The sequence below is a fragment of the Sphingomonas sp. 28-62-11 genome (assembly GCF_002278865.1).
GTDB lineage: Bacteria > Pseudomonadota > Alphaproteobacteria > Sphingomonadales > Sphingomonadaceae > Sphingomonas.
Genome location: NZ_NCGB01000001.1, coordinates 142,921 through 168,171, shown reverse-complemented (window position 1 = coordinate 168,171; position 25,251 = coordinate 142,921). Strand labels below are relative to the sequence as shown.

Genomic DNA, 25,251 nt, shown 5'->3' with positions numbered 1-25,251 from the left:
CTATGATCTGCTCCTCGGTAAATCTGCTGCGCTTCATCGTCGTCCTCCTTCATGAAGGACTCTAGCTCAGACTGGCGGAGTTTCAGGGGAGCACGTCAGCGGCTTTTCCCTTGCTCCCCTGCTAGCCATGCTTGCACAGTGGAGCAGCGGTCAGCGGACTCTCAAGACGGTGGCGACAGCGGTTTGATTTCGGCAGGAGTGAGTATGCCCTTTGAAGAGCAGTTCGAGGACGACTCTGACGAAAAGGCCCTGCTCGATGTCGAGCGGCTTGGAAATCTGGCACCGGGGTTGGCTCTTGAGTGGGCGAGGTCGAAGCCCTTCCGCCACCTAATCATCGATGATTTTCTGGCTCCGTTCGCGGTCCGCAGGATGCAGGAGCGCTTTCCTCCGCCAGAGCATCCGGTCTGGCTCGACTGGAGGAAGCGATCCCCAAATCAGTACGGAAAGCAGGGAGCCGGCGACGACACGCGATTCGATACACTCGATCCAGTCTTCCGCGATGGCTTAGAACAGTTCAACGACCAACCGTTTCTGAACTTTCTACAATCTGTGACGGGGATTCCCGCCCTGTTGCCCGACGCGCACTTTACGGGCGGAGGAATGCATCAGATCTTGGCGGGCGGTATTTTGGACATTCATACCGACTTCAACTTTTACGACAGGTTGAAACTTTATAGACGTCTAAATGTCCTGCTTTATCTGACTTCAGAATGGCAGCCGGCGTATGGCGGAAGCCTCGAGCTGTGGACAGATGCCCCCTCAAGAGGGGGGCATTGTTTTCAAGACATACCGCCGGAATCACGCGTCGGTCTATCGCGCTTTACTATTATACCGCTCAACCTGCGAAGGGTAAGAACTACGACGATATAACCGATTTCGAGGGATATGTTAGCAAGCCCCTGCCAATGGATTGACGCGTTAGGCTGACCTGCATGCCGCTAGCAGGCTACCGAAAAACAGGGTGACGGGCCGACGTTGTGGGAATTTGTGTGGGAGCAATTCTCCGAGTCCAGAAAAAGCTAATTTATAATAGATAGTTATAGGTTATATTCTACGGACACCCTCTCCGCCATTTATCCAACAATTGGCGACACGTACGCACTCTCAATAAGGCGGTGCTTGTCGTTCAAGCTGGGTGTGGGCGGCTTCGGCCCATCAGTCGAGATCGTCGGCGAAGCGCGGGAAATTCTTTGCGAGTTGCGCGCCGCCATCACCCGTCGGTTGCGCGGCTTCATTAAGCGCCTTGGCAACCTGCCCCACAGTCAACGTGCTCGAAATCACGAGCATCCCCATTTCGGATAATGTGCCGTGCCACGCCATGCTCCCGCGCGCGCCGCCCAGCCGAATGGCTGGCAATCGCGGCGGGGGCAGAGCCGGGGGCATATTCCTTGTACATTTGATCGAGCATCGGCAGTTCGACGGCTTTCGCGTCTACTAGTTCGGCAGCGGCACCCCGTACGTTCACGCCATTGACGATGAAGTTGGCCAGGCGAATGCCCATTCGATCGGATCGGTACGAACCGTAGAGTACCAGAATTGAACTGCCCATGCTGACAATCCCAAATATCAAGGCGGCTTCCAATGGTCACCTAAATCGACTGCGGGATACCTTAGCCAAGACCTGAAGGGGCAGGACAATTGCAATGCCCAGCACGAACGGTATCCACAGGGGGGCCAGAACCCAAATCCATTCCCAATCGATGTATCCTGTTAGCTTCAAGCCGCTAAACAAAATCGCCAGCATACCGAAGAAGCTGAAACCGCCCGCGATAAATCTACTGCGAAATACCCTAGCCAAGACCAGATAGGGCAGGACAATTGCAATGCCCAGCGCGAACGGTACCCACAGGGGGGCCAGAACCCAAAGCCATTCCCAATCGATGTATCCTGTCAGCTTCAGGCCGATAAACAAAATCGCCAGCATACCGAAGAAACTGATACCGCCGCCATTGTTCATTTCGAAGGTCTTTCTGACTGATCGTTTTGAAAGCCGCGGCCTTCGTATGACAGAAGCTTTCGTTTAATCAATCGTTTGAAAGCGGTTCCGTTACGCGACGTGTTCGCTTTCTCACATTCGGAACGTGTTTCCCGTAAACCTCATTATGTTCGTTGATAGATCAGAAAAGCTTGTTTGGGCGCTTCCGGAAAAGAACGACCCGAGGATTGAAAAATGGCGCCCAAGTCGCCCTTGTCCTCGTTTGGCGAACTGGATAAGTTCGTGCTTCGTTCCCTCAAAAGGCAGGCCTTGTGGATCCATTGATCATCGTCGTCGTGATTGTGTCGCTGGTCATCGGCCTTGGCATCGGCTGGTTCCTCGGCGGGCGCGGTGCCGCGCAGGCGCGGGCGGAGCGTGATGCGCGGACCGAGGAGTTTCGCCGTGCGATCACTGATCTGGCCGGTGCCGAGGAGCGGGCCAGGGGCGTTGCCGACTTGGCCGCCACGCTAGAGCAGGTGCGGGCGGAGCGTGATACGGCGCGCACTGACCTGGCGACGCTGAAAGCGCAGGCAGGGGCCTTTGAACAGCGGTTGGCCGAGTTGCGCGAAGCGAAGGACGTGATGGCAGCGCAATTCGCCGATGTCTCCAACCGGCTGCTGAGCGAAGCACAGGAAACGTTCCTGCGCCGCGCCGACGAACGCTTCAAGCAATCCGAGGAAACCGCAGGGCAAAATCTGCGATCGATGCTCCAGCCGGTCAGCGATCGGCTGTCACGGTATGAGGAGACGGTGAAAAAGGTCGAGGTCGATCGCACCAGCGCGTTTGATCAGCTGAAGGGCCAGCTGGAGAGCTTGCGGGTTGGGCAGGAAAAAGTGTCGAGCGAGGCGGCCAAGCTCGTCAATTCACTTCGCAACGCCCCCAAATCGCGCGGGCGCTGGGGAGAGCAGCAGCTGAAGAATGTGCTCGAGACGTGTGGCCTTGCCGAGCACACTGATTTCCAGACCGAAGTGAGCGTTGCAGGCGGCGATGATGAGGGCGGGCGGTTGCGCCCCGATGCGATCGTGCGGGTGCCCGGCGGTCGGGCGCTGGTGATCGACGCCAAGGTCTCGCTTAACGCCTATCAGGACGCCTTTGGCGCGGTCGATGAGGCAGAACGGCTGAAAGGGCTGGCGCTTCACGCCGCATCAATGCGCGCGCATGTGAACGGGCTGGGCAACAAGGCCTATTGGAGCCAGTTCGCCGACGCGCCCGATTATGTGATCATGTTCGTACCGGGCGAGCATTTCCTGTCCGCCGCGCTCGAACATGATCCGACTTTATGGGATTTCGCGTTCGAAAAGCGCGTGCTGCTGGCGACCCCCACCAACCTGATCGCGATCGCGCGTACGGTGGCGGCGGTGTGGCGGCAGGAAAAACTCGCCAAGGAAGCGCGCCAGATCGGTGAACTCGGCAAGGAACTGTACGATCGGCTTGCCAAGGCGGCGGGCGATTTGCGCAAGGTGGGTGGCGGACTGACCAGCGCGGTCAACAATTACAACAGCTTCGTCTCCAGCTTCGAAAGCCGGGCGTTGGTGACGGCGCGCAAATTTCGCGATCTCAACATCGAAACCGGCGCGCGAGAGATTGAGGAAGTCCCCCCGGTGGAAGCACTTGCGCGTTATGGCGACGCCGTGCCGCTGATCGAAGATTTGGGGGAGGCGGCAGAATAGGGCGACCGATGCCGTTCGATTAGCGCTGTCCGCGCCCCAGCACTTCGTACGCCATCACCGCCGTTGCCACCGCCGCGTTGAGGCTATCGGCCTTACCCAGCATCGGGATCTTGACGAGCAAGTCGCATGCGGCGGCATAGTCATCGGGCATCCCCTGCGCTTCGTTGCCGGTCAGCAGAAAGGTGGGAGCGGTGTACCTGGCCGTCCGGTACGACGTTTCGGTGTCGAGGCTAAGGCCAATCAGCTGGCCAGGCCCGGCGCGAAGCCATGCCGTAAACTCGCTCCAGTCGCATTGCACCACCGGTACCGTGAACAGCGCGCCCATGCTGGCCCGCACCGCCTCTACCGAGAATGGATCGACGCAATCACCGATCAGGATCAGCGCGCCCGCCCCCACGGCATCGCCGGTGCGCAATATGGTGCCCAGATTGCCGGGGTCGCGTAGCCGTTCGGCCACCAGCCAGATGCCGGCGCTGGTCCGATCGAGCGAGTCGAGGGTGCGCGTGAATTCCGCGAATACGCCGACCACCGCCTGTGGATTATCCTTGCCCGATAGTTTTGACAGGATGTCGGGCACGGTCTCGATCGCTTCGCCGCCGGCCATTTCGACATCGGCGATGAGCGTATGGACCAACGGATGTTGTGCGCTTTCCCGCGCGTAAAACAGAAATTGCGGCAGGCGCCCAGTCTCGCGCGCTTCGGTGAGGATGCGAAGCCCTTCCGCCAGGAACAGCCCTTCGTCACGGCGATGGCGCTTGTCGCGCAGGTTGCGGACGCGCTTGATGAGCGGGTTGGAATAAGCGGTGATCTCACGCGGCATGGGCGCGCTCAATCCTCGCCGAACTTGGCCTCGACCAGTTCGGCCAGCGCGTCAACGGCTTGCTGTGCGCCATCGCCCTCGGCGCTGATCGTGATATGATCGCCCATGGCGGCGCCCAGCATCATCAGGCCCATGATCGACGTGCCGGTGACGGGCGATGCGTCCTTCACCACCGCGACTTCGACCGGCTGCGCTGAGGCGAGCGTCACGAATTTCGCGCTGGCCCGTGCATGCAGGCCGCGACGATTGGTAATGGTGACCGTGCGGAAAATTTTGCTCACGCTGCGGCTTCGCCCAGCACTTCGGACGCGACCGAGATGTACTTGCGACCCGCTTCGCGCGCGGCAGCGACAGCCTCTGTCACCTTCATTGATTTGCGGGCACCCTCAAGCCGGATCAGCATCGGCAGGTTGATGCCGGCGATCACCTCAACGCGCCCCGTTTCCATCAGCGAAATGGCAAGATTGGAAGGGGTGCCGCCAAACAGATCGGTCAGCACGATCACGCCTTGCCCGGTTTCGACTCCGGCAATGGCAGCGGCAATATCGGCACGGCGGCCTTCCATATCGTCCTCGGGGCCGATCGAGATCGTGGCAATACGCTCCTGCTTGCCCACGACATGCTCCATCGCCGTCACGAATTCCTCGGCCAGTCGGCCATGGGTCACGAGTACCAGCCCGATCATCGCCGCCCGTTCACTTCAGTATCGTCCCCGTCATTGTCACTTGCGTGGCCGCTATCCGATCACCGGTACCGTCGGCGCGCCCTCAAGCGAGTCCTGCGACGCCGCCGCCAAATCGCGGTGCGTAACCGTGGGCGAAAATCCTGCGGCGCGCAACTGCTTCGCCATGCGTTCGGCGACATGAACCGAGCGATGTCTACCCCCGGTACAGCCGAAGGCTATGGTAACATAGGATTTTCCTTCAGCCCTGTAGCGCGGGAGCAACAGCAGGATCAATGAATCAATCGCCGCCATGGCGGCGTCATAGGCCGGATCGGCGGCCACATAGGCGCTGACATCGGCATCCAGGCCGGTGCCGGGGCGGAGTGCATCGTCCCAATGCGGATTGCGCAGGAAGCGCATGTCGAGCACCAGATCGGCATCGCGCGGCAGCCCGCGCGCGAAGCCGAACGACATCACCGACAACGTCGGGGCGCTCAGCCCGTCGCGCGCGAAACTGGCGCGGATCTGCTGCGCGAGCGCGTTGCTCGATAAATCCGTGGTGTCGATCAGTCGGTTTGCCCAGCGTCGAAGCGGGGCGAGCAGCTCGCGCTCGCGGGCAATGCCGTCCGATGCCGGGCGATCAAGCGCGAGCGGGTGGCGACGCCGCGTTTCCGAATAGCGCCGCTCAAGCTCGCCGCCCGCGCAATCAAGGAACAGGGTGCTGATGTCATGGCCGTGGTCGGCTTGCAGCTTCTTGATCCGCTTGACGATCTTAACGGGATCGAACCCGCGCGTCTGCGCGCCAATGCCGATTGCGAGTGGGCGATCATCATCCCCCGATCCGGCTGGCAATTCGGTGGAGAGCAGCCGATCGAGCAGGAGCAGTGGCAGATTATCCACCACCTCCCAACCCAAATCCTCCAGCGTCTTGAGCGTCGTCGATTTGCCGGCGCCCGACATGCCGGTGACGAGCAGAATATCTTTTGGGGGTGCGGTCACGACCCGGCCTCGGCGATGCGCTTGAGCGCGAGTTCCACCTTGATGGGGCCCGAGGCATCATGCCCGTTCAGGATCACCACGGGCACCTCGATGCCGGCGATACGCCGGGTCTGCAGCTCGGCTGGCATCCGTTCGATCGCATCTTCGAGCTCAACAAGCAGCGCGACGGGCACGCGGTCACGGTGGGGCATTTCCAGGATCCCGAGCCCGCGCACTTCGATTTTGCCGGTGATCGTGGCAGGGGGCGTCGCAACCAATTGGCGTCCGGCGCGCATCAGCACGGTATAGTCATCGCTTACCAGGGCCGCACCACGATCGATAAGCCGCAGCGCCAGATCGGACTTGCCTGCGCCCGAGCGCCCCTCGATCAGCACGGCAAGATCCCCGATCGCAATGCAGGAAGCGTGGAGTGTTTCGGAAGAAACGATCGTCATCGAGGCTCCTGAATCCGAGTACATCTACCAGGGCGTTCATCATCAAAATGTTTCGGCACACGGCAAGCGTACGACGAAGCGGGCGCCGCGCATGGCGTCATCGCGCGATTCGACAGCAATTTCGCCTTGATGCCCCTCGACGATGGTCCGTGCAATGGCAAGGCCTAGCCCCGAATGCTTGCCAAATGCTTCATTTTCAGGCCGGATCGATTGGAATCGACGGAACACTTGATCGCGTGCCTCCGGCGGTACGCCGGGCCCGTCATCTTCCACAGCGACCATAATATCACGGCCGTCACGCTGCACGGCGATCGTGATGACTCCGTGATCGGGGGAAAAGGAGATCGCATTATCGATCAGATTCTCGAACACACGCTCCAGCCGACCGTCTTCGCCCATGATCACCACCGGACCATCGATGCGGCGGTCGACCCGCATCTGGACCCCGCGTTCGATGCCGCGTGCGGTGCGCGCGGCGAGCAGCGCATCAATCATCGCGCCGATATCGACGGGCTCGAACTTCGCACGGCTCAACTGCGCATCGAGGCGCGATGCTTCGGAGATATCGCTGATCAGCCGATCGAGCCGATGAACGTCATCGCGGACAATGGCCAGCAGCCGCGCCTGCAAATCGGGATCGTGGACGGTCCCCAACCCCTCGACAGCCGACCGCAGCGAGGCCAGCGGGTTTTTCATTTCATGCGTCACATCCGCAGCGAACGCCTCGGTCGCGTCGATCCGCGCCCGCAATGCCTGGCTCATGTCCGAAAGCGCGCGCGCGAGCATGCCGATTTCGTCACCGCGCGAGGGCAGGCGGGGCACCACCACTTCGCGCGCACGCCCCAGCCGTACCCGAACCGCTGCCCGCGCCAGCCGTCGCAGCGGACGGACAATCGTGCGCGCCAGGAACAGCGACAACAGGATCGATGCTATCGAGACAACGAGCAGCACGATGCTTAGTCGGAATCGCTCGATCCGCACCGTTTGAGTGATGTCACGCGCGTTGATGGCGGTCATCACTACCGCATTGCCCGGCAATGGTGCGGCGGCGGTGATGACCGGCGTACGATCAGGCGCCCGCCATACGGTTGCGACGGCCACAGCACTTTGCTGCGCCGCTGTCACATCTGGCCAGCCCCGCCCGGCACGGCGTTCACGATAGAGTGGCGCGCGCTCCGCACCGACCACGGTATCGATCATCGCATCGAGAAATCGGCCGGCCGTGGGCCCAAACCCCTCACGATCGGGATCGATCAGGATGAAGTTGCGCAGCCCCATGCCGCGCGTGTCCCATATCTGTTTGCCGCGTGCATCGAACAGGCGAATGCGGGTACCGGTGCTCTGCGCCAGCTCAATCGCGAGCGGCTGGCGCCGATCCGCACTCGCCGCCGCCAACGCTTCACCAATCAGGCGGGCTTCGCGCTTGGCTTGCGCAACCCTGCTGTCGACGATGCGACTGCGATAACTGTCGAGGTAAAAAAACCCGCCGGCCAACATCGCCAGTGCAAAAATGTTTACCGCAAGAATGCGCCTGGTGAGCGAAACGCGCCCGGACCAGCGCAGCGATAAGTCATTGTCGTTATCGTCACTCTTCCGAGAATCGATAACCTGCGCCATAAAGCGTCTCAATCGCATCGAATTCCGGAGCCACTTGGCGGAATTTGCGGCGAACGCGCTTGATGTGGCTGTCGATGGTTCGGTCGTCGACATAGATGTCGTCCTGATAAGCCGCGTCCATGAGCTGGTTGCGAGTCTTCACGATTCCCGGCCGCTGCGCCAGCGTTTCCAGGATGAGGAATTCGGTGACCGTCAGGGTAACCGGCAGGCCATCCCACGTCACCCGGTGGCGGGCGGGGTCCATCGCCAGCCGCCCGCGCTGCAGGATCTCGGTTGGCACAGCCTCCTCACCCGGCGCGACGGGCTGGTTGAGTTCGGTGCGGCGCAGGATGGCGCGGATACGCGCGATGAGCAGTCGCTGCGAGAATGGCTTTGCGATATAATCGTCGGCGCCCATCGCGAGGCCGAGTGCCTCGTCGAGCTCATCATCCTTGCTGGTGAGGAAAATCACCGGCATCGCGCTTTTTTCGCGCAGGCGGCGGAGCAGCTCCAGACCGTCCATGCGCGGCATCTTGATATCGAAAATCGCCAGATCGGGAGGATTATCGACCAGCGCCTTCAGCGCGGTTTCGCCGTCCGAATAGACGCGCGTCAGAAACCCTTCCGCCTGAAGCGCGATCGATACCGAGGTGAGGATGTTGCGATCGTCATCGACGAGCGCGATTGTGGCCGTCATCGGCAGCAAAATCCTTTGTTACGCAGAACTGGCCTAGGCCAAAGGGGCCATCGGCTCAACTGTCTGTGGCCATGTTCGGTGTTTGACCGGCTGCACGATGGGCGGTATGCGGCGGGACATTACCAAATATGGCCGCAAAGCGACCCCTTTCTAGGAGAGCAGATCGTGACCGAGCGTACCCCCCATAAGGGCCTGGAGGCCCAGGGTTTCGCCACCAATGCGCAGATTCACTGGAACCTCATCACCGCCCCGCTCGTCGAACATGCGATCGCTCGCGGTGAGGGGCATCTGGCCAATGGTGGCGCGTTGGTGGTGGCAACGGGTGCCAAGACCGGGCGATCGGCCACCGACAAGTTCATCGTGCGCGATGCGGAAACCGAAAACACCGTCTGGTGGGGCAAATCGAATGCGGCGATGACGCCAGCGCATTTCGCCGCGCTGAAAGCCGATTTCATTGCCGCGCTCGCCGATAAGGAAACGCTGTTCGTCCAGGATCTTTTCGGCGGATCACAGCCCGAACACCGCGTGCGGGTGCGCGTGATCAACGAGCTTGCCTGGCATAACCTGTTCATCCGCACGATGCTGGTGCGGCCCCACGAGGCCGACCTGCCGGGCTTTGACCCTGAATACACGATCATCGATCTGCCCAGCTTCCGCGCCGATCCGGCGCGTCATGGTTGCCGCAGTGAAACGGTGATCGCCGTCAACTTCACCGAAAAGCTGATCCTGATCGGCGGCACTGCCTATGCCGGCGAAATGAAGAAATCGGTGTTCGGGCTGCTCAACTACCTGCTGCCGGTCGACGGCATCATGCCGATGCATTGTTCGGCCAATATCGGCCCCAAGGGCGATACGGCAGTGTTTTTCGGCCTGTCGGGCACGGGCAAGACCACGCTGAGCGCCGATGCCAGCCGCACGCTGATCGGCGATGACGAGCATGGCTGGTCCGATACCGCCGTCTTCAATTTCGAGGGCGGCTGCTACGCCAAGATGATCCGCTTGTCCGCAGAGGCCGAGCCGGAAATTTATGCGACCACTAAGCGGTTCGGCACGGTGCTCGAAAATGTCGTGATGGATGCCGAAACGCGCGAGCTCGATCTCGACGATGCGACCTTGGCGGAAAACAGCCGGGGGTCGTACCCGATCGACTTCATCCCCAACGCGTCCGAGCATAATATGGGCCCAGTGCCCAAAAATATCGTGATGCTGACGGCGGATGCGTACGGCGTCCTCCCGCCCATCGCGAAGCTCACCCCTGATCAGGCCATGTACCATTTCCTGTCGGGCTATACCGCGCGCGTGGCGGGCACCGAGATCGGCGTAACCGAGCCCGACGCCACCTTCTCGACCTGCTTCGGCGCGCCGTTCATGCCGCGCCACCCCAGCGTCTATGGCAATTTGCTCAAGGAGCGGATCGCCAAGGGCGGGGTCGATTGCTGGCTGGTCAACACCGGCTGGACCGGCGGCAAGGCGACGATGCCGGGGATCAGCCGGATGCCGATCAAGGCCACGCGCGCACTGCTCAACGCCGCACTCGATGGCAGTCTGAACGATGCCGATTTCCGCACCGATCCCAATTTCGGGTTCAAAGTGCCGACCAGCGTGCCGGGTGTCGACAGCGCGATCCTCGATCCGCGCGAAGCCTGGGCGGACAAGCAAGCCTATGACGCGACCGCCGCCAAGTTGGTCGATCAATTTGTCGAAAATTTCGCGCAATTCGCGGACCATGTCGACGAAGGGGTCCGCCAATCGGCCCCCAAGGTAAGCCAGCCGGCCTGACCGGCCCGCTCCTCCGGGCCTTCGCATGAGAAAGCCCTGACCGATGACCGATCATAGGCCCCGCCTGTTCGATACCGATGCTGCCGTAAGGCACGTCGGTATCGGGCTGCTCAAACGCACCCTGCCGCGCCCCGAATGGACGCATGAAGCGCATTTGGCCGCAACGACCTGGCTGGTGGTCGAGCGCCCCGACATTGATCTCGACGCCGATCTGCGCGGGATCATCTCACGCTATAACGAGAGCGTCGGCGGGGTGAACGACGCGACCCAGGGGTATCATCACACGATCACCTGCTGCTTCCTGACGGCGGTGCGCGATCATGTGCGCGAGAGCGAGGGGCAGGGGCTGGCGCAATGCGTCAATGCGTTGCTGATGTCGCCCCGCGGCGCGCGGGACTGGCCATTGCGGTTCTATTCCCGCGAGCGATTGTTCTCGGTTGAAGCGCGGCTGGGGTGGGTTGCGCCCGATCTGGCAGCAAGCGATTGAAGTCGATTGACTGCTACCGCCCCAATAGCGGACGTTCCGGGTCATCGGAACGTCGGAAGATGAATTTTCTCTTTTGGCGGTTCTTCTATGTAGGAACAAGATGCATCATCTATTTCGGTCACACCCTTATATAAATCAAATCATCAAATAATAACAAAAAAGATACGAAATTAAAAAAATTTCTCAATAATTTGTCTTTATTTCAAATATCAAACTATTTATCGTCGTTAAAAATATAATAAATTTCTGTATTTTTGTTATTATTGTTAGGAGGGTTTGTAATTATAGCACGAACAAATAAGTACTCAATGAGCAAAGCGCTACAAAACAAACCAAAGAGCACGACCCATCCGCCGGATTGACTAAGGATTTTTTCTCCGAGGAATACGAGTAACGTAAAAAAAGCAATACCTACGAACGCCAAAGTTTTTGGTACGCAGAGCTCACATCCACACTGACGGCAAAGGAAAGGCTTACCGCGATTAAAGTGGGCTGCCGAAAATGGTATTGGCCTGCCGCAGGCGGGGCAGTGGGGTCTGATTTCAGTCATCATTACTCCAGCGGAACCCTGTTGCTATTGGGGCACTAACCATTTCAAATTTATACTGAACGGGAGGAGTTTGACACGTGTTAGTTTCGCGCAGGTCGAGCTATGTAGTTCGCCACACGGCGAGCAAACCAATGCCCTCTTCGGCAACTGCCCTCTCAAAAGTTGCCGGGCATCTAACCACCACAATCAGAAATTCACGAAACGGCTAGTCAGATCGTCAGTCGACAATCGCAACCCCGCTACCCCTTCCGCGCCGCAATATGCCGGTCGATCACGCCTTCCAGCACCGTCATCGGCACATTGCCGCCTAGCACCACCGCATCGTTGAACTTGCGGAAATCATAGCTTGGGCCGAGCGCGGCTTTGGCTTTGTCGCGGAGCTGGTTGATGCGGGTGTGGCCGAGCTTGTAGCCGCAAGCCTGGCCGGGCCAGGTGCAGTAACGCTCGACTTCGCTGCGGACTTCGATGGGGTTCGAGCCGTTCTCGGTGACGAAAAAGGCGATGCCCTCGTCGCGGGTCCAGCGCTTGGCGTGGATGCCGGTGTCGACCACCATCCGGCACGCGCGGAACGCGAGCGATTGCAGATAGCCGAGCCGCCCGGCGGGGAAATCATCATAGACTCCGAGTTCGTCGGCCAGCTGTTCGGCATATAGCCCCCAGCCTTCGCTATAGGCGTTGAACGACATCAGGGTGCGGATTAGCGGCTGTTTGAAGGTGTATTCGCCCTGCCAGGCATGGCCGGGGATCGCCTCATGATAGGCGAGATCGGGCAGGCTGTAGCGCGTCCAGCGTGATGTGTTGCCCAGGTTGATCCAGAAGCGGCCGGGTTCCTTGCCGTCGATCGATCCCGCACCGCCATAGGCGCCGGGGGCGCCGGGCTCGGCAGCGGGTGACATGCGCGTCACCTCGACAAAGCCGGGCACCAAAGTCTCGAACGCTTGTGGCATCCTGCTGCGGATATCCTTCAGCTTGTCGCGCAGATACGCCATGATCTCGGCGCGGCCCGGATCGCCTTCGGCAAACAGATAGCGGGGATCCTTGCCGAGCGCGGTCATCCGCGCGCCGACGGATCCTTGGGAATAGCCCTCCGCCTTCAGGATCACATCCATCCTAGCGTGCAGTCTCGCCAGTTCATCGCGGCCCATGGCGTGCACCTCGTCGGGCGACATCGTCGTTGTGGTCGCCGCCTGGAGCGCTCAGGCATAATAGGCATCGCCCTGTGGCAGCTTCCACACCCCGGCATCGCTGGTGGTCAACGCCCTTTGCGCCTCGAGCGCGGAGATCTGCGCGGCGAGCGCAGGGGCGATCCGGTCGGTGGCGATCTTGGCCGCCTTGACCGCGTAGTCGCCGGGCATCGAGGCGGTCCGCCTGGCGATCGAGGTGACGATGCCACATTGCTCGACCGGGCCACTGCGCGCGATCTCGAGCTGCTTCAGGCACTGGACCAGCGCAAAATCGGGCAGGCGGACGCCCATTGCACCGGCGGCGCGCACGCGCTCAGCCTCACCCTCGAGCTGCCCGGCATAGGCGATCATGCGCGCCAAATAGGCATCGGCATCGCCCGGCGTATCGATCCGGTGATCGACATCGAGCAGCTGCGGGATATCCAGATACGCGCCGACATTCTGGGCGACCACATAAGGCGAATTGCGCCATCCCGAGGTGAGCGTGGCGACATCACCATAGGGCAGTGCATAGCCATCGGTCGCGCGTTGATAGGCGGTCTGGACGACCTCGACATTGGTGCGCATGCCCGGGCTCAGCGCCGCGGTATCGATCTTGCGCAATTTGCCGAGCACCGCCTTGGCGTGGCTTGCTGCCGCCGCTTTGCCGGCGGGGCCGCGATCACTGAGCCGGTGCTTCAAAGCGGCGCGCTTGCCCTTGTCGAGTCCCAGCCCGGCAGCGGCTTCGGGGTAATCAGCGAAGATCGTCTCGGCGGTATCAGCGAGCAGCTTCGTGGCTGCCGAATCGGCGCCTGTCGCCCCAAATGCTGTTCCTGGGAGGATGGCTGCAAGCGCGGCCGCGCCGGTGCCTTGCAAAAGATCACGACGATTGAAGGGCATCCGAATTCTCCCAGAACATTGCCCTAACTTATGATCGTCACCATCGGGCTGCGCAACCGATCTGCTGTCGCTCGCGCGGGCGATCGGCTATGGTTGCCCGCGGGACGAACCTCTCGCCCGATCAGGAAGGATTATCCTATGTCGATGCTCGATGGATTGCTCGGTCAGGTCACGCAGAATGTCGATATCAAGAATTTGGCGGCCAAGGTCGGCCTAACGCCTGAACAGGTCGAAGCCGCCGTTGGTGCGCTCGGCAAGGCGCATCCGGCGCCCGGCGATACCGTGCAGACGGCCGCATCGGCGACTGGCCTGTCGCCCGATATCCTCCAGCAGATCGTTGGCCATATCGGCGGTGAGGGATCGCTGGCGCAGTTCGCGACGCTGCTCGGCGGGGCTGGCGCATCCGGCATGATGGGGCAGATCGGCGGGATGCTCGACCGCGATGGTGACGGCAATCCGATCAACGATCTTGCCGGGCTGGCGAGCGGGTTTTTCGGGAAGAAGTAAGCGCTTCGGCGAATCGGCGCGGGGCTGCGATTGGCCCCGCGCCGCTACGCATCAATGCGTCAGTTCTTCGGGGATCGTCCCGCCATTTTCGGCGAGCTTTTTCATCACCTGCTTGTGCAGCCAGATGTTCATCTCCGCGCTGCCGTCCTTTTCTCCCGTATAGCCGAGTTCGTCGGCGAGTTCCTTGCGGTTTGTAAGGCTCGAATCGAGTCCGATCAGCTTCATCAGATCGACGATCGAGGTGCGCCAGTTGAGCTTTTCGCTGTGATGCGACGCGATCTCGTCGAGCAACGCGGTGACGTCGACCTGGACGGGCGCGCTCGGCGCAGGGGTTGCGTCTACGGGTGCCGCGGCGGGGGCGCCTGCCGCAACAGGCGCGGGCGCCGGGGCTGGCGCGGTCTTGGCGGCGGCTTTGCCCCAGATGGCGTCCTTGATCATGCCGAAAATGCTCATGCGTCGTGCTCCTGTAGGCTAGGGGATTATCGATTACCCCCTCAACGTGACAGCACGGCGATGGTTGCCGCGCCATCGTCCGTCGGCTCAGCGCAGCGCCACTTGCGCCTCGACGACCAGCTTGCCGCCGCGCATGCCGGCAACCCGCAGCTTTGTTCCCACCGCAGCATCTGGGCCAAGCGCCGACCAGACACCGTCGCCGACCTGAACCCGTCCTTCGCCATCCGTAATCGCTTCAACCACCGTCACGACTTCGCCGATCATGCGCGCGCCGCGATCATTGAGCATGGGGTCTTCAGTGGCGACCGGATAATCATGATACCAGCGCCGTCCGATCAGGATCGATACGACGCTCCAGACCGCAAAAGCGAGCAATTGCAACGGCAAAGTGAGCGCCGGCAGCGCAAACACCGCCAAACCGGTAATCGCGGCCGCAATCGCGAGGAACACCAGAAACACGCCCGGGATCGCCAGTTCCGCCGCGCCGAGCAGGATTGCGGCGACAATCCAGAGCAGCGCGGCATTGGCAATCAAGTCGTCAACCGACATGCGCGATCCTCACTGGTCGCGCGGCTCGAACGGGCCGCGCACCTTGGCAGGCGGGGTGGGCGGAGACGCCGCATTCTCGCCCAGCGCCTCACGGGCCAGCGCGCCGATGCCGCCCAGCGTGCCGATCAGCTGGGTTGCCTCTACCGGGAACAGGATCGTCTTGGCATTGGGCGATGTCGCAAACTTGCCGACGGCTTCGACATATTTCTGCGCGATGAAATAATTGATCGCCTGCGGGCTGCCCTGTTCGATCGCGGTGGAGACGAGCTGAGTCGCCTTGGCTTCGGCCTCTGCCGCACGCTCGCGGGCTTCGGCGTCGCGAAACGCCGACTCGCGACGGCCCTCGGCTTCCAGGATCTGCGCCTGTTTCTGCCCTTCGGCGCGCAGAATTTCGGATGCGCGCGATCCTTCCGCTTCAAGGATGTTGGCGCGCTTTTCGCGCTCGGCCTTCATCTGGCGCGCCATGGCGTTGACGATATCGACCGGTGGGCGGATGTCCTTGATCTCTACCCGGGTGATCTTGACGCCCCAGGGATTGGTGGCGTGATCGACCACGCTGAGGAGCCGCGCGTTGATCTCATCGCGCTTGGACAGCAACTCGTCGAGATCCATCGATCCCATCACGGTACGCAGATTGGTGGTCGCCAACTGCATGATCGCGACGAACAGGTCGCTCACCTCATAAGCGGCCTTGGCGGCATCGAGCACCTGGAAGAACACCACCCCGTCGACCGCGACCATCGCGTTATCCTTGGTGATGATTTCCTGCTGCGGCACATCGAGCACCTGCTCCATCATGTTGATGCGCTGGCCGACGCCGTAGAAAAACGCGGGGTAGAAATTCAGCCCCGGCCGCGCGACCGTGGTGAAGCGCCCGAAATGCTCGATCGTGTATTGATAGCCCTGGCGCACCATCTTCACGCTCGCCAGCAGATAGCCGATCACCAGTACCAGCAGGCCACCGATCAGCCCCAACATCACTTCCATCACGTACACTCCTGTGCGCCGCGCCAAGTGGCGGCCCGTTTGTCGATCTCGAAGCGCATTTCTACCATTATTCCGGGCTGCTAACAGCGGAATGCGACATGGCGGCATTGTGGACGGCGCTGATGGTGCCAAATGGCATACAGTCCAAACGCGCCCTAGCGCCTTGGGGCAGCTTTGGTTACATGGGCCGCCACGTTACCCCCCGACGTTACCCTTAAGCCTTCAGGAACGGGCACTCATGGACATTCGCCTCGGCCTCACTTTTGATGACGTTCTGCTGTACCCGGCGGAAAGCGATATCGTGCCCAGCATGGCCGATCCGCGCACGCGGCTCACGCGCGGCATTTCGCTCAATATCCCGATGCTGTCATCGGCGATGGATACCGTGACCGAGGCCGATATGGCGATCGTGATGGCGCAATTGGGCGGCATCGGCGTGCTGCACCGCAATCTTTCGATCGAGCAGCAGGTTGCCGCCGTGCGGCAGGTAAAGCGCTTTGAATCAGGAATGGTCGTCAATCCGATCACGATCGATCCGCAAGCGACGCTGGCGGAGGCGCAGGCGTTGATGGCGCGGCACCGGATCAGCGGCATTCCCGTGGTGGAAAAAGGGGGGCGGCTGGTCGGCATCGTCACCAACCGCGATGTGCGCTTTGCCGAGAACCCCAAGCAGCCGGTTGCCGAGCTGATGACGCATGACAATCTCGCCACTGTGTCGCCGGGCGTGAGCCAGGAAGAGGCGCGTCGGCTGCTCCACCAACGTAGGATCGAAAAGCTGCTGGTGGTCGATGACGATTATCATTGCATCGGCCTGATCACCGTCAAGGACATCGAAAAGGCGGTGACCTATCCCGATGCCACCAAGGACGCGACCGGGCGGTTGCGCGTGGCGGCGGCGACGACGGTCGGCGATTCCGGATTTGAGCGGACGCGGGCACTGGTCGAAGCCGAGCTGGACCTCGTCGTGATCGACACGGCGCATGGCCATAACCGCGACGTGGCGCGCGCGGTCGAGCGGGTGAAGGCGCTAAGCAATTCCGTGCAGGTCGTCGCGGGCAATGTCGCCACCGCAGAGGCAACACGCGCATTGATCGATGCCGGCGCCGATGCGATCAAGGTCGGTATTGGGCCGGGTTCGATCTGCACCACGCGCGTTGTGGCAGGCGTCGGCGTGCCGCAGCTGACCGCGATCATGGACTGTGCAGAAGAAGCCGCCAAATCGGGCGTGCCGGTGATCGCCGATGGCGGCATCCGCACCTCGGGCGATGTGGCGAAAGCGCTCGCGGCGGGGGCATCGAGTGTGATGATCGGCTCGCTGCTCGCAGGGACCGAGGAAGCGCCGGGCGAGACGTTCCTGTATCAGGGCCGCGCCTATAAAGCCTATCGCGGCATGGGGTCGGTCGGCGCGATGGCGCGGGGATCGGCGGATCGCTATTTCCAGCAGGATATCAAGGATCAAATGAAGCTGGTGCCCGAGGGCATCGAGGGGCAGGTCCCGTTCAAGGGGCCTGCCAAGGACGTCATCCACCAGCTGGTCGGCGGTGTTCGCGCCGCGATGGGCTATACGGGGGCGCGGACGATCGAAGAGCTGCAAAAGCGCGCGCGCTTTGTGCAAATTACCAATGCCGGGCTGGCCGAAAGCCATGTCCATGACGTCTCGATCACAAGGGAAGCCCCCAATTACCCAACGCGTTAAATCATGACCCCGTCGGCCCGCGTCCAGGCGGCGATTGACCTGCTTGATCAAATCATCGTCGCCGCACGTGAAGGCGGTGCCGCCGCCGACACGCTGATCGCGCGCTATTTTTCAACGCGCCGCTATGCCGGCAGCAAGGATCGCCGCGCGGTGCGTGAGCTGGTGTACGCGGCGATCCGGCTGGCGGGCGAACGGCCTGCGCAAGGCCGGGCCGCGATGCTAGCGGTCGCGCGTACTGATCCAGACCTGGCAGCGCTGTTTGACGGATCGACGCATGCGCCCGCGCCGATCGGGTCGAGCGAGCATCCCGCTGCGGTCGGCGTTGCGCCGGGGTGGTTGCTCGGCAAGCTCTACGCATCGGGCATCGGTGATGAGGAACTGCCCGCGCTCGTGGATCGCGCGCCGCTCGACATTCGTGTCAACCGCGTGCGTGCCGATCCGGCAGCGGTGATCGCGGCGATCGACGGGGCGACGCCGTCGCCGCACGCGCCCGACGGTGTCCGCTTGCCCGCGGGAACGCAGATCGAGGCGCTCGACCTGTGGGCGGATGGCGCAATCGAAGTGCAGGACGAGGGCAGCCAGATTGTCGGCATGGCCGCTGCTGCACAGCCGGGGATGACCGTGATCGATCTCTGCGCGGGCGCTGGCGGCAAGACGCTCGCGCTCGCGGCGGCGATGCAAGGCAAGGGGCAGCTGATCGCATGCGACATCGATCGCGCCCGCCTGTCGCGCCTCGCGCCGCGTGCGGCGCGGGCCGGGATCGATTTCATCGATACGCGCTTGCTCGATCCGGGGCATGAAGCGGAAAGACTTGCTGATATGGCAGGGCTGGCCGATGTCGTGCTGATCGATGCGCCCTGTTCGGGCACCGGCACCTGGCGGCGCAATCCCGAGGCACGGTGGCGGCTGACGCCGACGCGGATCGAGCGATTAATGGCGAGCCAGCGGGGGCTGCTTGCCCTGGGTGCAAGCCTCGTCAAGCCGGGCGGCGCCCTGGTTTATATCGTCTGTTCGCTGCTTGATGAGGAAGGCGCGGACCAGATTGCTGGGTTTGTTGACGCCAATCCGGGCTGGGCGCTTGCCAGCCTGACACTGCCCGCTGGGCGTCCGCATGGGGGCGGCATGCGGCTAACGCCAGCATGGGACTCGACGGACGGCTTTTTTGTCGCAAGACTGCAATCGCCATGCTAGCCAAAGATGAAGTTCTGCCGAAACCATCGAAGTTGGAGACGTTGATGCGCATCTCGACCGTGTCTGTTGCTGTTGCTCTCACATTGGTGTCGCTGTCGACATCGTTGCACGGCCAGCGGCCTGACAGCCAGATTGACGCCAAATCGCTGTCACTCCTCGCGGCGGGTCGGGCGGCGCAGGCGGCGGGTAATCTGGATGGGGCAGCCGATACGCTAGAAACCGCGCTGGCGGTCGATCCGCGCAACCGGGCGGCATTTGTGGCGCTGGGCGATGTTTCCGAAGCGCGCGGCTTGCCCGGCAAGGCGATCCGTTTCTATCGTGAAGCGTTGCTGCTTGAACCGAATGACGTTGCCGCGCTGAAGGGGCAAGGTCAGGCTTTTATTGCCAAGGGGGCAATCGAACGTGCGCGCCAGAACCTCGCCAAGATCCGTAAGATCTGTGTGAAGGGCTGTGCCGAGGCGACATTGCTTGCGGCAGCGATTGCCAAGGGACCACCGGTCACCGTGGTTGCATCACAGCCTGCGAAGGTGTCTGCGGCGCAATAAACTAGCCGGGCGTCGCCAGCGCCCGCGCCAGCGCCACAAATTCCTCGACGCTCACGGTTTCCGCCCGCCGAGTCGGTTCGATTCCCATCGCTTCCAGCGCCTCCACCGCGCCGGGCACGCTTTTCAGGCTCTGGCGCAGCATCTTGCGGCGCTGACCGAAAGCGGCGGCGGTTATCCTTTCGAGCATAGCCAGCGGCACGCCTTCTGGGCTTTCAAGTGGGGTGAGGTGGACGACGGCCGACATCACTTTGGGCGGTGGCGTGAAGGCGGATCGGTGGACCCCCATCGCGATCCGTGCCGTAGTGCGCCACTGGGCCAACACGGCCAAGCGGCCATAATGTTCGCTGTCGACGGTTGCGACGATCCGGTCGGCGACTTCTTTCTGGAACATCAGCGTCAGGCTTTGCCACCACGGCGCCCAGGGGGCCGATAGCCAGTTGACCAGCAATGCCGTGCCGATGTTGTAGGGCAGGTTCGCCACGATATGCGGGCGCCCTTCGAACAAAGATGGCGCGTCGATCGCCATCGCATCTTCCTCAATCACCCGCAGTTTGCCGGGATAGGCATCTCCCAGCTCCGCGAGCGCGGGCATACACCGCCGATCGCGCTCAACAGCGGTAACGCGGGCACCAGCTGCCAGCAGCGCGCGGGTCAGGCCGCCCGGACCGGGGCCGACTTCGAACACCTCGGTGCCATCGAGATCGCCGGGGATGCGCGCGATCCGGCCGAGCAACTGGGCGTCGAGCAGGAAATTCTGGCCAAGCGCCTTGCTCGCCTGCAGCCCATGCCGGGCAATTACCTCGCGCAGCGGCGGTAGCGTCGTCACCCGTTTTCGGCGCGGCGGATGGCAGCGCTGGCGGCGAGCTGGATTGCAGCGATCATCGCGCCGGGTTCAGCGATATCCTGGCCGGCGATGTCGAAGGCGGTGCCGTGATCGGGCGAGGTGCGGACGATCGGCAGGCCAAGCGTCATGTTGACGCCGTCGTCGAAATGGAGCGTCTTCAGCGGAATCAGAGCCTGATCATGATAGCAGCACAAGGCCGCATCATAACGCGCGCGGGCGCGCGGGTGGAACATCGTGTCAGCTGGCAGCGGCCCGACTATGTCGATCCCTTCCTCCCGCAACAGCGCGATTGCCGGCAGCAGGAGATCGATCTCTTCGCGCCCCATCGATCCCTGTTCACCGGCATGCGGATTGAACCCGGCCAGAGCGAGGCGAGGATTCTCGATCCCGAAATTGCGGGTGAGCCCGCGTGCCGTAACGCGCGCCTTGGCGACGATCAGATCGATGTTGAGCAGCGCGGACACGTCTGCCAGTGCAACATGGGTGGTGATCGGCACCACGCGCAGCGTGGGCCCGGCGAGCATCATCACAGTGTTTTCGCGCGAGATGCCGCAGCGTTCGGCAACAAATTCGGTCTGCCCCGGATCAGTAAAGCCGATATGATAGAGCTGCGCCTTTGATACCGGCCCGGTCACCAGCGCGCCAGCGGCGCCTGACCGGGTAAGCCCGACCGCCAGTTCAAGCGCATGCAGCGCGCAGCGAGCGCCATCGACATCGGGATGGCCGGGATTGATCGAGCCGGCATCCTGAATCGACAGCACGGGCAGCGCCGTACCGAACAGCAAAGCTGCATCGCTTGGCTCGCTGACCCGTTCGACCGGGCCGTTCCATACCTTTTCGATCGCGCGCACGTCCCCCACAGCGAAGAACGGCGCCAGATCATGCTGGGCGCGCAGGGCCCAGGCCTTGGCGACAACCTCTGGCCCGATCCCTGCAGGATCGCCCATCGCAACGGCGATCGGCGCGATCATTGCCGGATCAGCGATATTCGACGACGGCGTCGCGCCGCAGATCGCGCAGCTTGTGATCAGCGCGCAGGTTTACCCCGCGCTGTTCCATCTGCGAGCGGACCTGTTCCATGCTTGGCAGGGCGGCCGATTTCGGATCGTCACGCCCGCACAACACCAGCGCGCGCACGCCGTCAGTCGGCGAACCGAATGGCGGTGTCGACTCGCCAATCTGAAGTGCGAGCATCAAATCCTGCAGCTGTGGCGGCAAATCGCGCACACGAACCGCATCGTTATCCACCACTTCGGCGCCAAAGGCCGCTGCGGCTTGGGCAACGTCGCCACATCCCTTGATGCCCTGGGTCATCTTGGCGAAAGCGGCGACCTTTTCGGTTGCTTCAGCCTGGGTGATGCCCGTTTTGAATGCCATGCTGATCTGCCGAAGGTTCAACACGGCATCGCGGGAATCAGCGGTCCCAACTTTGCGGGTGTCGACCAGATACAGGATCGAATAGCCACCAGGCACCGGCACCGGCCCGGCCAGCTGGTTGACCTTCATTTCGACTGCAGCCTGCGCCAGCGTTTCTGGCAGCTGCCCGGCGCGGACCCAGCCAAGATCGCCGCCAACGGCGCGCGTGGTGGCCTCCGACCGTTCCAGAGCAACCTGTTCAAACGGCTTTTCGCCGCGCTGGATGGTTCCCATCAGCGCCCGCGCTTCGGATACCACTTGCTGTTCGCGCTCGGCAGTGGCCGTCAGATAGATTTCCTTGACGTGGAACTCTTCCGATCCCTGATTGGCCTGCAGCCGCTTCAATATGCCCTCCACCTCGGTGTCGCCTACGTTGATGAAGGGTTCCACCTTACGGCGCAAATAGCGGCTCCACGCGAGCTCCGCTTCGATCTGGCGGCGAAGCGATCGCTCTGACGATCCGATCGCCCGAAGATAGATCTTCAATTCGGGGACGGGTTTGTTGAAACTGCGCGCCACACCAGAAAAGCCGCGATCAATTTCTTCCTTGGTGATCGTGACTTCGGCTGCCTTGGCTTCCTGAATCTGGAGCGTTTCATCAATCAGCCCGCTCAACACCTGGCGGCGCAGGCGCTCGCGTTCTTCGTCGGTTGGCTTCACGTTATTGGCCGCAATGATCAGCGCGACCCGGTGGTCGACATCGGTGCCGGTAATGACAGCATCGTTCACGATCGCCGTTGGCTTGCGGACATTGGGATCGAACTTGCCGAAGATCTGCAGATTTGATGGGATGTTCAAGCCGGTATCTGGCAGCTGATTGTCCGCCACCGTCTGCGCGATCGCGGCACTGGCAATCGCCATTCCGGTTGCAACAAGGGCCGAACGGCCGATCAGGCGCATCTTTACGAATGAATGAATCACGGTCTTCGAATTCCCACTAATCGATCGGATACAGGATCGCACGGGCCTGATCGGCCATCACAGCTGAACGCCAGCTTAGCGCCCGAGGTTCTTGAATGCCAGCGTCAAGAGGAAACTGTCCCCGCGCCGAGCGTCCCCGGTGTCCTGATAATCGCGCTTCCACGTCACGCCGAGGCGCAAACAATCATCTTCATAGGCAAAACCGATACGGTGGCGAACCGGATCAAAGCCGTTTGCCTGCGATGTGGGATCCTCGTTGCGATCGGTGAGGTTGACCACCGCCGATCCGAACAGTGACCAGAACCGTGCTACTTGTACGCGCCCGCCAACCCGCGCTTCTTCGCGGTCGCGCAGATCTTCGAGTGACGGGGCGATGTTGCGGTTGAGCCGCAGATAGCCGAGCAACAGATACGTGCCGCGTGTGCCAATCGTGGCGTCAACTTCGTTGCGGCGGATCGCCAGCCCATCCTTGTCGAGCCGGTAGCGGTGCGTAACCGAGATAAGGTCTTTATACCGGATGACGTTGCGGCCGACGATGTCTGACACGCGCTCGCTCAGCCCGGTTCCGTCGGGGAACAATGTGGTGCGCGAACTCAGACGATAGCTTTGGCCGATATTCGCATCGAAGGTGAAATCTGGCAGCGAATAAGCCCAATCGAGACCGTAAGTGACGCGCGTTCCATCCTCGAACCGGTCATAGCCGGGAAAGCGATTGATCGAGAAAAGGTTGGAATCCTCAAGATCAACCGCGCGCGAATCCTCGTTCGGTACGGCTAGATTGCTCAGCGTCGGCGTCGTCACCAACTGAACGCGGGGTGTCAGCCGCTGCGCGCCGCCCATAAACCGGCCGATCAGCGGCCATTTGATATCGATCGCTGCAGCGGCAATGGCCCGCCCGCGAAACCCGTCGCGTCCGCGATAGCTGACGACCGTGGTGTCGAGCGTATCATCGGCGTGGTACACGTCCCCGCGGGCCAGAGCGGTCAGTGTCACTTCCTGGCCGAGCGGCGTGATGCGGCGGAGATCCCATTTGGCGCTGGCAAAGGCGCGCTGCGTATCCTGACCAGCCGCTCGCCCGATCGCGAGCGAGTTCAGTTGAAGCTCGAGCCGCCCGCCATTGAGGCCGACATTCTCGACACGACGACGGTAATCAATTTCGGGGAGCGCAATCGGCTGAAGCCCCTGACGGTCGCCGACCCGCAACGTCTGTACCGCCCAGCCCGCGACCGAGAAATAGCTGTTCTCATCAATCCGCTCGAGTTTCACCGTGTTGCGCAGAATATCAACGCGCGAAATATCATAGCGACGAAGAAAGGTGCGATCGGTTGTGGCGCGCAATGATCCACTGATGCTCCAGTTCGGGGAGAGCTGGAATTTGCCAGTTGCGTCGATATAGCCGCGAAACACATCATTGGCGGTCTGCGGGTTAACGGCGAGGGTATCGGTGCGGTCGCTTACCGTTCCATAAGCGAGGATTCGATACGCGCCGGTCGACGTCAGCGCGCGATAATCGCCCTGCAGCATCGGCAGCACAGCGCTGTAGATGCGCGGGGTAATCGTCAGTCCGCGATTGGGCGCCAGCTTGAAATAATAGGGCAGGGCAAATTCGGCGCCATTGACGCGGCTATATTTCAAGTCAGGCGTCAGGAAGCCATTATCCGTCCCGTCACCGACCGGATTGGAAAAGGCTGGCAAGGGCAATGAGAAAAGGCCGAACACATTGACGCGCGCGCCCTGATAATAAATCCGCTTCTTGTCCGGATTATAGACAACCCGGATGGCGGTGATCTTCCATGATGGTTCCTTGGGGCAGTTGCTTGAATCGACCACCGAACACGGCGTGTAGGCAGCATCATCAAGTGTGACGATTCCGTTCTTACGGCTGCCACGATCAGCCGCGAGCCGCCCGCCCTGATCGAGCACGACCAGCATATTTTCAACCACGCCATCCTTCAGCGAATCGGTCAGTTCGATCGAATCGCCGTAAGCCGCATCGCCGCCCGGATTGGTGACGACGATGTTGCCGGTGGCGACGACCTGCCCGGATTTGCGGTTCCAGACGATCCGGTCGGCGCGCAACCGATCGCCCTGACGGAACATGCGAACATCGCCCGTGGCGGTGATGATGTCTGCGTTGCCGTCATATTCGATGCCTTCGGCACTGAACTGGACCTGATCACCGTCGGTGGGCACCGACGTTTCGCTGGGCGGTGGGATCTCGACAGGGCGGTCCTGCAAATCCTGTGCGGCGGCAGGGCTTGCCGCCATCATCATCGCTGCCAGCGCGCAGGAGGCAAGAAGTACGGAACGCTTCACGCAGGCACAGTCCCCGACTGGCGGAAACGGCCGCCGCCTTTTGCCGCCCTATCGCATTGCCGGGGCGGGCCTGCAATGTCGGTTCATACTTT

The 25,251-nt window shown here is 61.8% G+C and carries 24 protein-coding genes and 1 pseudogene; 8 read left to right on the top strand and 17 right to left on the bottom strand.

Translation table 11 applies throughout. The features are described 5' to 3' along the window. The first annotated feature begins 204 nt into the window (after positions 1-204). Entirely contained in the window at positions 205-870 is a 666-nt protein-coding gene (locus B7Y49_RS00830; RefSeq protein WP_374125655.1) for a 2OG-Fe(II) oxygenase, read from the top strand. A gap of 285 nt (positions 871-1,155) precedes the next feature. Here the strand turns inward: B7Y49_RS00830 and B7Y49_RS00825 are convergent, their stop codons facing one another. Both B7Y49_RS00825 and B7Y49_RS00820 read right to left on the bottom strand, forming a co-directional pair. Then, positions 1,156-1,320: a hypothetical protein gene (locus B7Y49_RS00825; RefSeq protein WP_374125654.1), complete on the bottom strand. Its 165-nt coding sequence runs from the start codon at positions 1,318-1,320 to the stop codon at positions 1,156-1,158. Positions 1,321-1,585: 265 nt separating this feature from the next. Beyond that, a complete protein-coding gene (locus B7Y49_RS00820) occupies positions 1,586-1,957 on the bottom strand; it encodes a hypothetical protein (protein ID WP_374125653.1) in 372 nt (123 codons plus the stop codon). Between the two features lie 290 nt (positions 1,958-2,247). Between B7Y49_RS00820 and rmuC the strand changes: the two genes are divergently transcribed. After that, a complete protein-coding gene (rmuC, locus tag B7Y49_RS00815; protein ID WP_374125652.1) occupies positions 2,248-3,645 on the top strand; it encodes a DNA recombination protein RmuC in 1,398 nt (465 codons plus the stop codon). 19 nt (positions 3,646-3,664) lie between these two features. On the opposite strand, the gene B7Y49_RS00810 is transcribed toward rmuC, so the two are convergent. From B7Y49_RS00810 to B7Y49_RS00780, 7 genes are read right to left on the bottom strand one after another with little or no spacing between them, the layout of a single operon-like run. Further along, positions 3,665-4,465, bottom strand: a complete 801-nt coding sequence (locus tag B7Y49_RS00810) for an RNA methyltransferase (protein WP_374125651.1) — start codon at positions 4,463-4,465, stop codon at positions 3,665-3,667. Between the two features lie 8 nt (positions 4,466-4,473). Further along, positions 4,474-4,746 (bottom strand): HPr family phosphocarrier protein, encoded by a 273-nt coding sequence (locus tag B7Y49_RS00805; protein ID WP_374125650.1) that lies wholly within the window; start codon positions 4,744-4,746, stop codon positions 4,474-4,476. After that, positions 4,743-5,150, bottom strand: a complete 408-nt coding sequence (locus tag B7Y49_RS00800) for a PTS sugar transporter subunit IIA (RefSeq protein WP_374125649.1) — start codon at positions 5,148-5,150, stop codon at positions 4,743-4,745. Before B7Y49_RS00800 ends, B7Y49_RS00805 begins: the two co-directional genes overlap by 4 nt. A gap of 51 nt (positions 5,151-5,201) precedes the next feature. Next, the gene (rapZ, locus tag B7Y49_RS00795; RefSeq protein WP_374125664.1) at positions 5,202-6,089 is read right to left on the bottom strand and encodes an RNase adapter RapZ; all 888 of its coding nucleotides are present in this window, start codon (positions 6,087-6,089) and stop codon (positions 5,202-5,204) included. A gap of 35 nt (positions 6,090-6,124) precedes the next feature. Next, entirely contained in the window at positions 6,125-6,562 is a 438-nt protein-coding gene (locus B7Y49_RS00790) for an HPr kinase/phosphorylase (protein WP_374125648.1), read from the bottom strand. Between the two features lie 42 nt (positions 6,563-6,604). Beyond that, positions 6,605-8,179 (bottom strand): ATP-binding protein, encoded by a 1,575-nt coding sequence (locus tag B7Y49_RS00785; protein WP_374125647.1) that lies wholly within the window; start codon positions 8,177-8,179, stop codon positions 6,605-6,607. Beyond that, on the bottom strand, positions 8,148-8,855 hold the full coding sequence (locus tag B7Y49_RS00780) for a response regulator transcription factor (RefSeq protein WP_374125646.1): 708 nt from the start codon (positions 8,853-8,855) through the stop codon (positions 8,148-8,150). Before B7Y49_RS00780 ends, B7Y49_RS00785 begins: the two co-directional genes overlap by 32 nt. A gap of 165 nt (positions 8,856-9,020) precedes the next feature. Between B7Y49_RS00780 and B7Y49_RS00775 the strand changes: the two genes are divergently transcribed. Next, entirely contained in the window at positions 9,021-10,634 is a 1,614-nt protein-coding gene (locus B7Y49_RS00775; RefSeq protein WP_374125645.1) for a phosphoenolpyruvate carboxykinase (ATP), read from the top strand. Positions 10,635-10,677: 43 nt separating this feature from the next. Then, entirely contained in the window at positions 10,678-11,121 is a 444-nt protein-coding gene (locus B7Y49_RS00770) for a hypothetical protein (protein ID WP_374125644.1), read from the top strand. Positions 11,122-11,910: 789 nt separating this feature from the next. Here B7Y49_RS00770 and B7Y49_RS00765 read toward each other — a convergent pair. Continuing rightward, positions 11,911-13,734, bottom strand: a pseudogene (locus tag B7Y49_RS00765) (DUF885 family protein). A 138-nt stretch (positions 13,735-13,872) separates the two neighbouring features. Here B7Y49_RS00765 and B7Y49_RS00760 point away from each other — a divergent pair. Then, on the top strand, positions 13,873-14,241 hold the full coding sequence (locus B7Y49_RS00760) for a hypothetical protein (RefSeq protein WP_374125643.1): 369 nt from the start codon (positions 13,873-13,875) through the stop codon (positions 14,239-14,241). Positions 14,242-14,292: 51 nt separating this feature from the next. Here B7Y49_RS00760 and B7Y49_RS00755 read toward each other — a convergent pair whose 3' ends face one another. The 3 genes from B7Y49_RS00755 to B7Y49_RS00745 form a co-directional block, all read right to left on the bottom strand. Beyond that, positions 14,293-14,694 (bottom strand): DUF3597 domain-containing protein, encoded by a 402-nt coding sequence (locus tag B7Y49_RS00755; protein WP_374125642.1) that lies wholly within the window; start codon positions 14,692-14,694, stop codon positions 14,293-14,295. A gap of 87 nt (positions 14,695-14,781) precedes the next feature. Then, entirely contained in the window at positions 14,782-15,243 is a 462-nt protein-coding gene (locus B7Y49_RS00750; protein WP_374125641.1) for an NfeD family protein, read from the bottom strand. Between the two features lie 9 nt (positions 15,244-15,252). Then, positions 15,253-16,221, bottom strand: a complete 969-nt coding sequence (locus B7Y49_RS00745) for an SPFH domain-containing protein (RefSeq protein WP_374125663.1) — start codon at positions 16,219-16,221, stop codon at positions 15,253-15,255. A 247-nt stretch (positions 16,222-16,468) separates the two neighbouring features. Here B7Y49_RS00745 and guaB point away from each other — a divergent pair, with 247 nt between their 5' ends. Genes guaB through B7Y49_RS00730 form a run of 3 tightly spaced genes read left to right on the top strand, consistent with a single transcriptional unit; the run spans position 16,469 to position 19,662 of the window. Then, positions 16,469-17,926: an IMP dehydrogenase gene (gene guaB / locus B7Y49_RS00740; RefSeq protein ID WP_374125640.1), complete on the top strand. Its 1,458-nt coding sequence runs from the start codon at positions 16,469-16,471 to the stop codon at positions 17,924-17,926. A 3-nt stretch (positions 17,927-17,929) separates the two neighbouring features. Next, positions 17,930-19,117, top strand: coding sequence for an RsmB/NOP family class I SAM-dependent RNA methyltransferase (locus tag B7Y49_RS00735; protein ID WP_374125639.1), 1,188 nt, complete (start codon positions 17,930-17,932; stop codon positions 19,115-19,117). A gap of 44 nt (positions 19,118-19,161) precedes the next feature. After that, positions 19,162-19,662, top strand: a complete 501-nt coding sequence (locus tag B7Y49_RS00730) for a tetratricopeptide repeat protein (protein ID WP_374125638.1) — start codon at positions 19,162-19,164, stop codon at positions 19,660-19,662. A gap of 1 nt (position 19,663) precedes the next feature. Here the strand turns inward: B7Y49_RS00730 and rsmA are convergent, their stop codons facing one another. From rsmA to B7Y49_RS00710, 4 genes are all read right to left on the bottom strand, one after another. Then, complete coding sequence (gene rsmA, locus B7Y49_RS00725; RefSeq protein WP_374125637.1) at positions 19,664-20,488, bottom strand: rRNA adenine dimethyltransferase family protein; 825 nt, start codon at positions 20,486-20,488, stop codon at positions 19,664-19,666. Continuing rightward, entirely contained in the window at positions 20,485-21,477 is a 993-nt protein-coding gene (pdxA, locus tag B7Y49_RS00720) for a 4-hydroxythreonine-4-phosphate dehydrogenase PdxA (RefSeq protein WP_374125636.1), read from the bottom strand. Before pdxA ends, rsmA begins: the two co-directional genes overlap by 4 nt. A 7-nt stretch (positions 21,478-21,484) precedes the next feature. After that, on the bottom strand, positions 21,485-22,843 hold the full coding sequence (locus tag B7Y49_RS00715; protein WP_374125635.1) for a peptidylprolyl isomerase: 1,359 nt from the start codon (positions 22,841-22,843) through the stop codon (positions 21,485-21,487). A 75-nt stretch (positions 22,844-22,918) separates the two neighbouring features. Continuing rightward, positions 22,919-25,159, bottom strand: coding sequence for an LPS-assembly protein LptD (locus tag B7Y49_RS00710; RefSeq protein ID WP_374125634.1), 2,241 nt, complete (start codon positions 25,157-25,159; stop codon positions 22,919-22,921). Positions 25,160-25,251 lie beyond the last annotated feature (92 nt).

Excerpts from the sequence above, each read along its gene's own strand:
- B7Y49_RS00830 (WP_374125655.1), top strand. The coding sequence starts at position 205 with ATGCCCTTTGAAGAGCAGTTCGAGGACGACTCTGACGAAAAGGCCCTG.
- B7Y49_RS00825 (WP_374125654.1), bottom strand. The coding sequence starts at position 1,320 with ATGGCGTGGCACGGCACATTATCCGAAATGGGGATGCTCGTGATTTCG.
- B7Y49_RS00820 (WP_374125653.1), bottom strand. The coding sequence starts at position 1,957 with ATGAACAATGGCGGCGGTATCAGTTTCTTCGGTATGCTGGCGATTTTG.
- B7Y49_RS00810 (WP_374125651.1), bottom strand. The coding sequence starts at position 4,465 with ATGCCGCGTGAGATCACCGCTTATTCCAACCCGCTCATCAAGCGCGTC.
- B7Y49_RS00800 (WP_374125649.1), bottom strand. The coding sequence starts at position 5,150 with ATGATCGGGCTGGTACTCGTGACCCATGGCCGACTGGCCGAGGAATTC.
- rapZ (WP_374125664.1), bottom strand. The coding sequence starts at position 6,089 with ATGTCGGGCGCCGGCAAATCGACGACGCTCAAGACGCTGGAGGATTTG.
- B7Y49_RS00790 (WP_374125648.1), bottom strand. The coding sequence starts at position 6,562 with ATGACGATCGTTTCTTCCGAAACACTCCACGCTTCCTGCATTGCGATC.
- B7Y49_RS00785 (WP_374125647.1), bottom strand. The coding sequence starts at position 8,179 with ATGGCGCAGGTTATCGATTCTCGGAAGAGTGACGATAACGACAATGAC.
- B7Y49_RS00780 (WP_374125646.1), bottom strand. The coding sequence starts at position 8,855 with ATGACGGCCACAATCGCGCTCGTCGATGACGATCGCAACATCCTCACC.
- B7Y49_RS00770 (WP_374125644.1), top strand. The coding sequence starts at position 10,678 with ATGACCGATCATAGGCCCCGCCTGTTCGATACCGATGCTGCCGTAAGG.
- B7Y49_RS00760 (WP_374125643.1), top strand. The coding sequence starts at position 13,873 with ATGTCGATGCTCGATGGATTGCTCGGTCAGGTCACGCAGAATGTCGAT.
- B7Y49_RS00755 (WP_374125642.1), bottom strand. The coding sequence starts at position 14,694 with ATGAGCATTTTCGGCATGATCAAGGACGCCATCTGGGGCAAAGCCGCC.
- B7Y49_RS00750 (WP_374125641.1), bottom strand. The coding sequence starts at position 15,243 with ATGTCGGTTGACGACTTGATTGCCAATGCCGCGCTGCTCTGGATTGTC.
- B7Y49_RS00745 (WP_374125663.1), bottom strand. The coding sequence starts at position 16,221 with ATGTTGGGGCTGATCGGTGGCCTGCTGGTACTGGTGATCGGCTATCTG.
- guaB (WP_374125640.1), top strand. The coding sequence starts at position 16,469 with ATGGACATTCGCCTCGGCCTCACTTTTGATGACGTTCTGCTGTACCCG.
- B7Y49_RS00735 (WP_374125639.1), top strand. The coding sequence starts at position 17,930 with ATGACCCCGTCGGCCCGCGTCCAGGCGGCGATTGACCTGCTTGATCAA.
- B7Y49_RS00730 (WP_374125638.1), top strand. The coding sequence starts at position 19,162 with ATGCGCATCTCGACCGTGTCTGTTGCTGTTGCTCTCACATTGGTGTCG.
- pdxA (WP_374125636.1), bottom strand. The coding sequence starts at position 21,477 with ATGATCGCGCCGATCGCCGTTGCGATGGGCGATCCTGCAGGGATCGGG.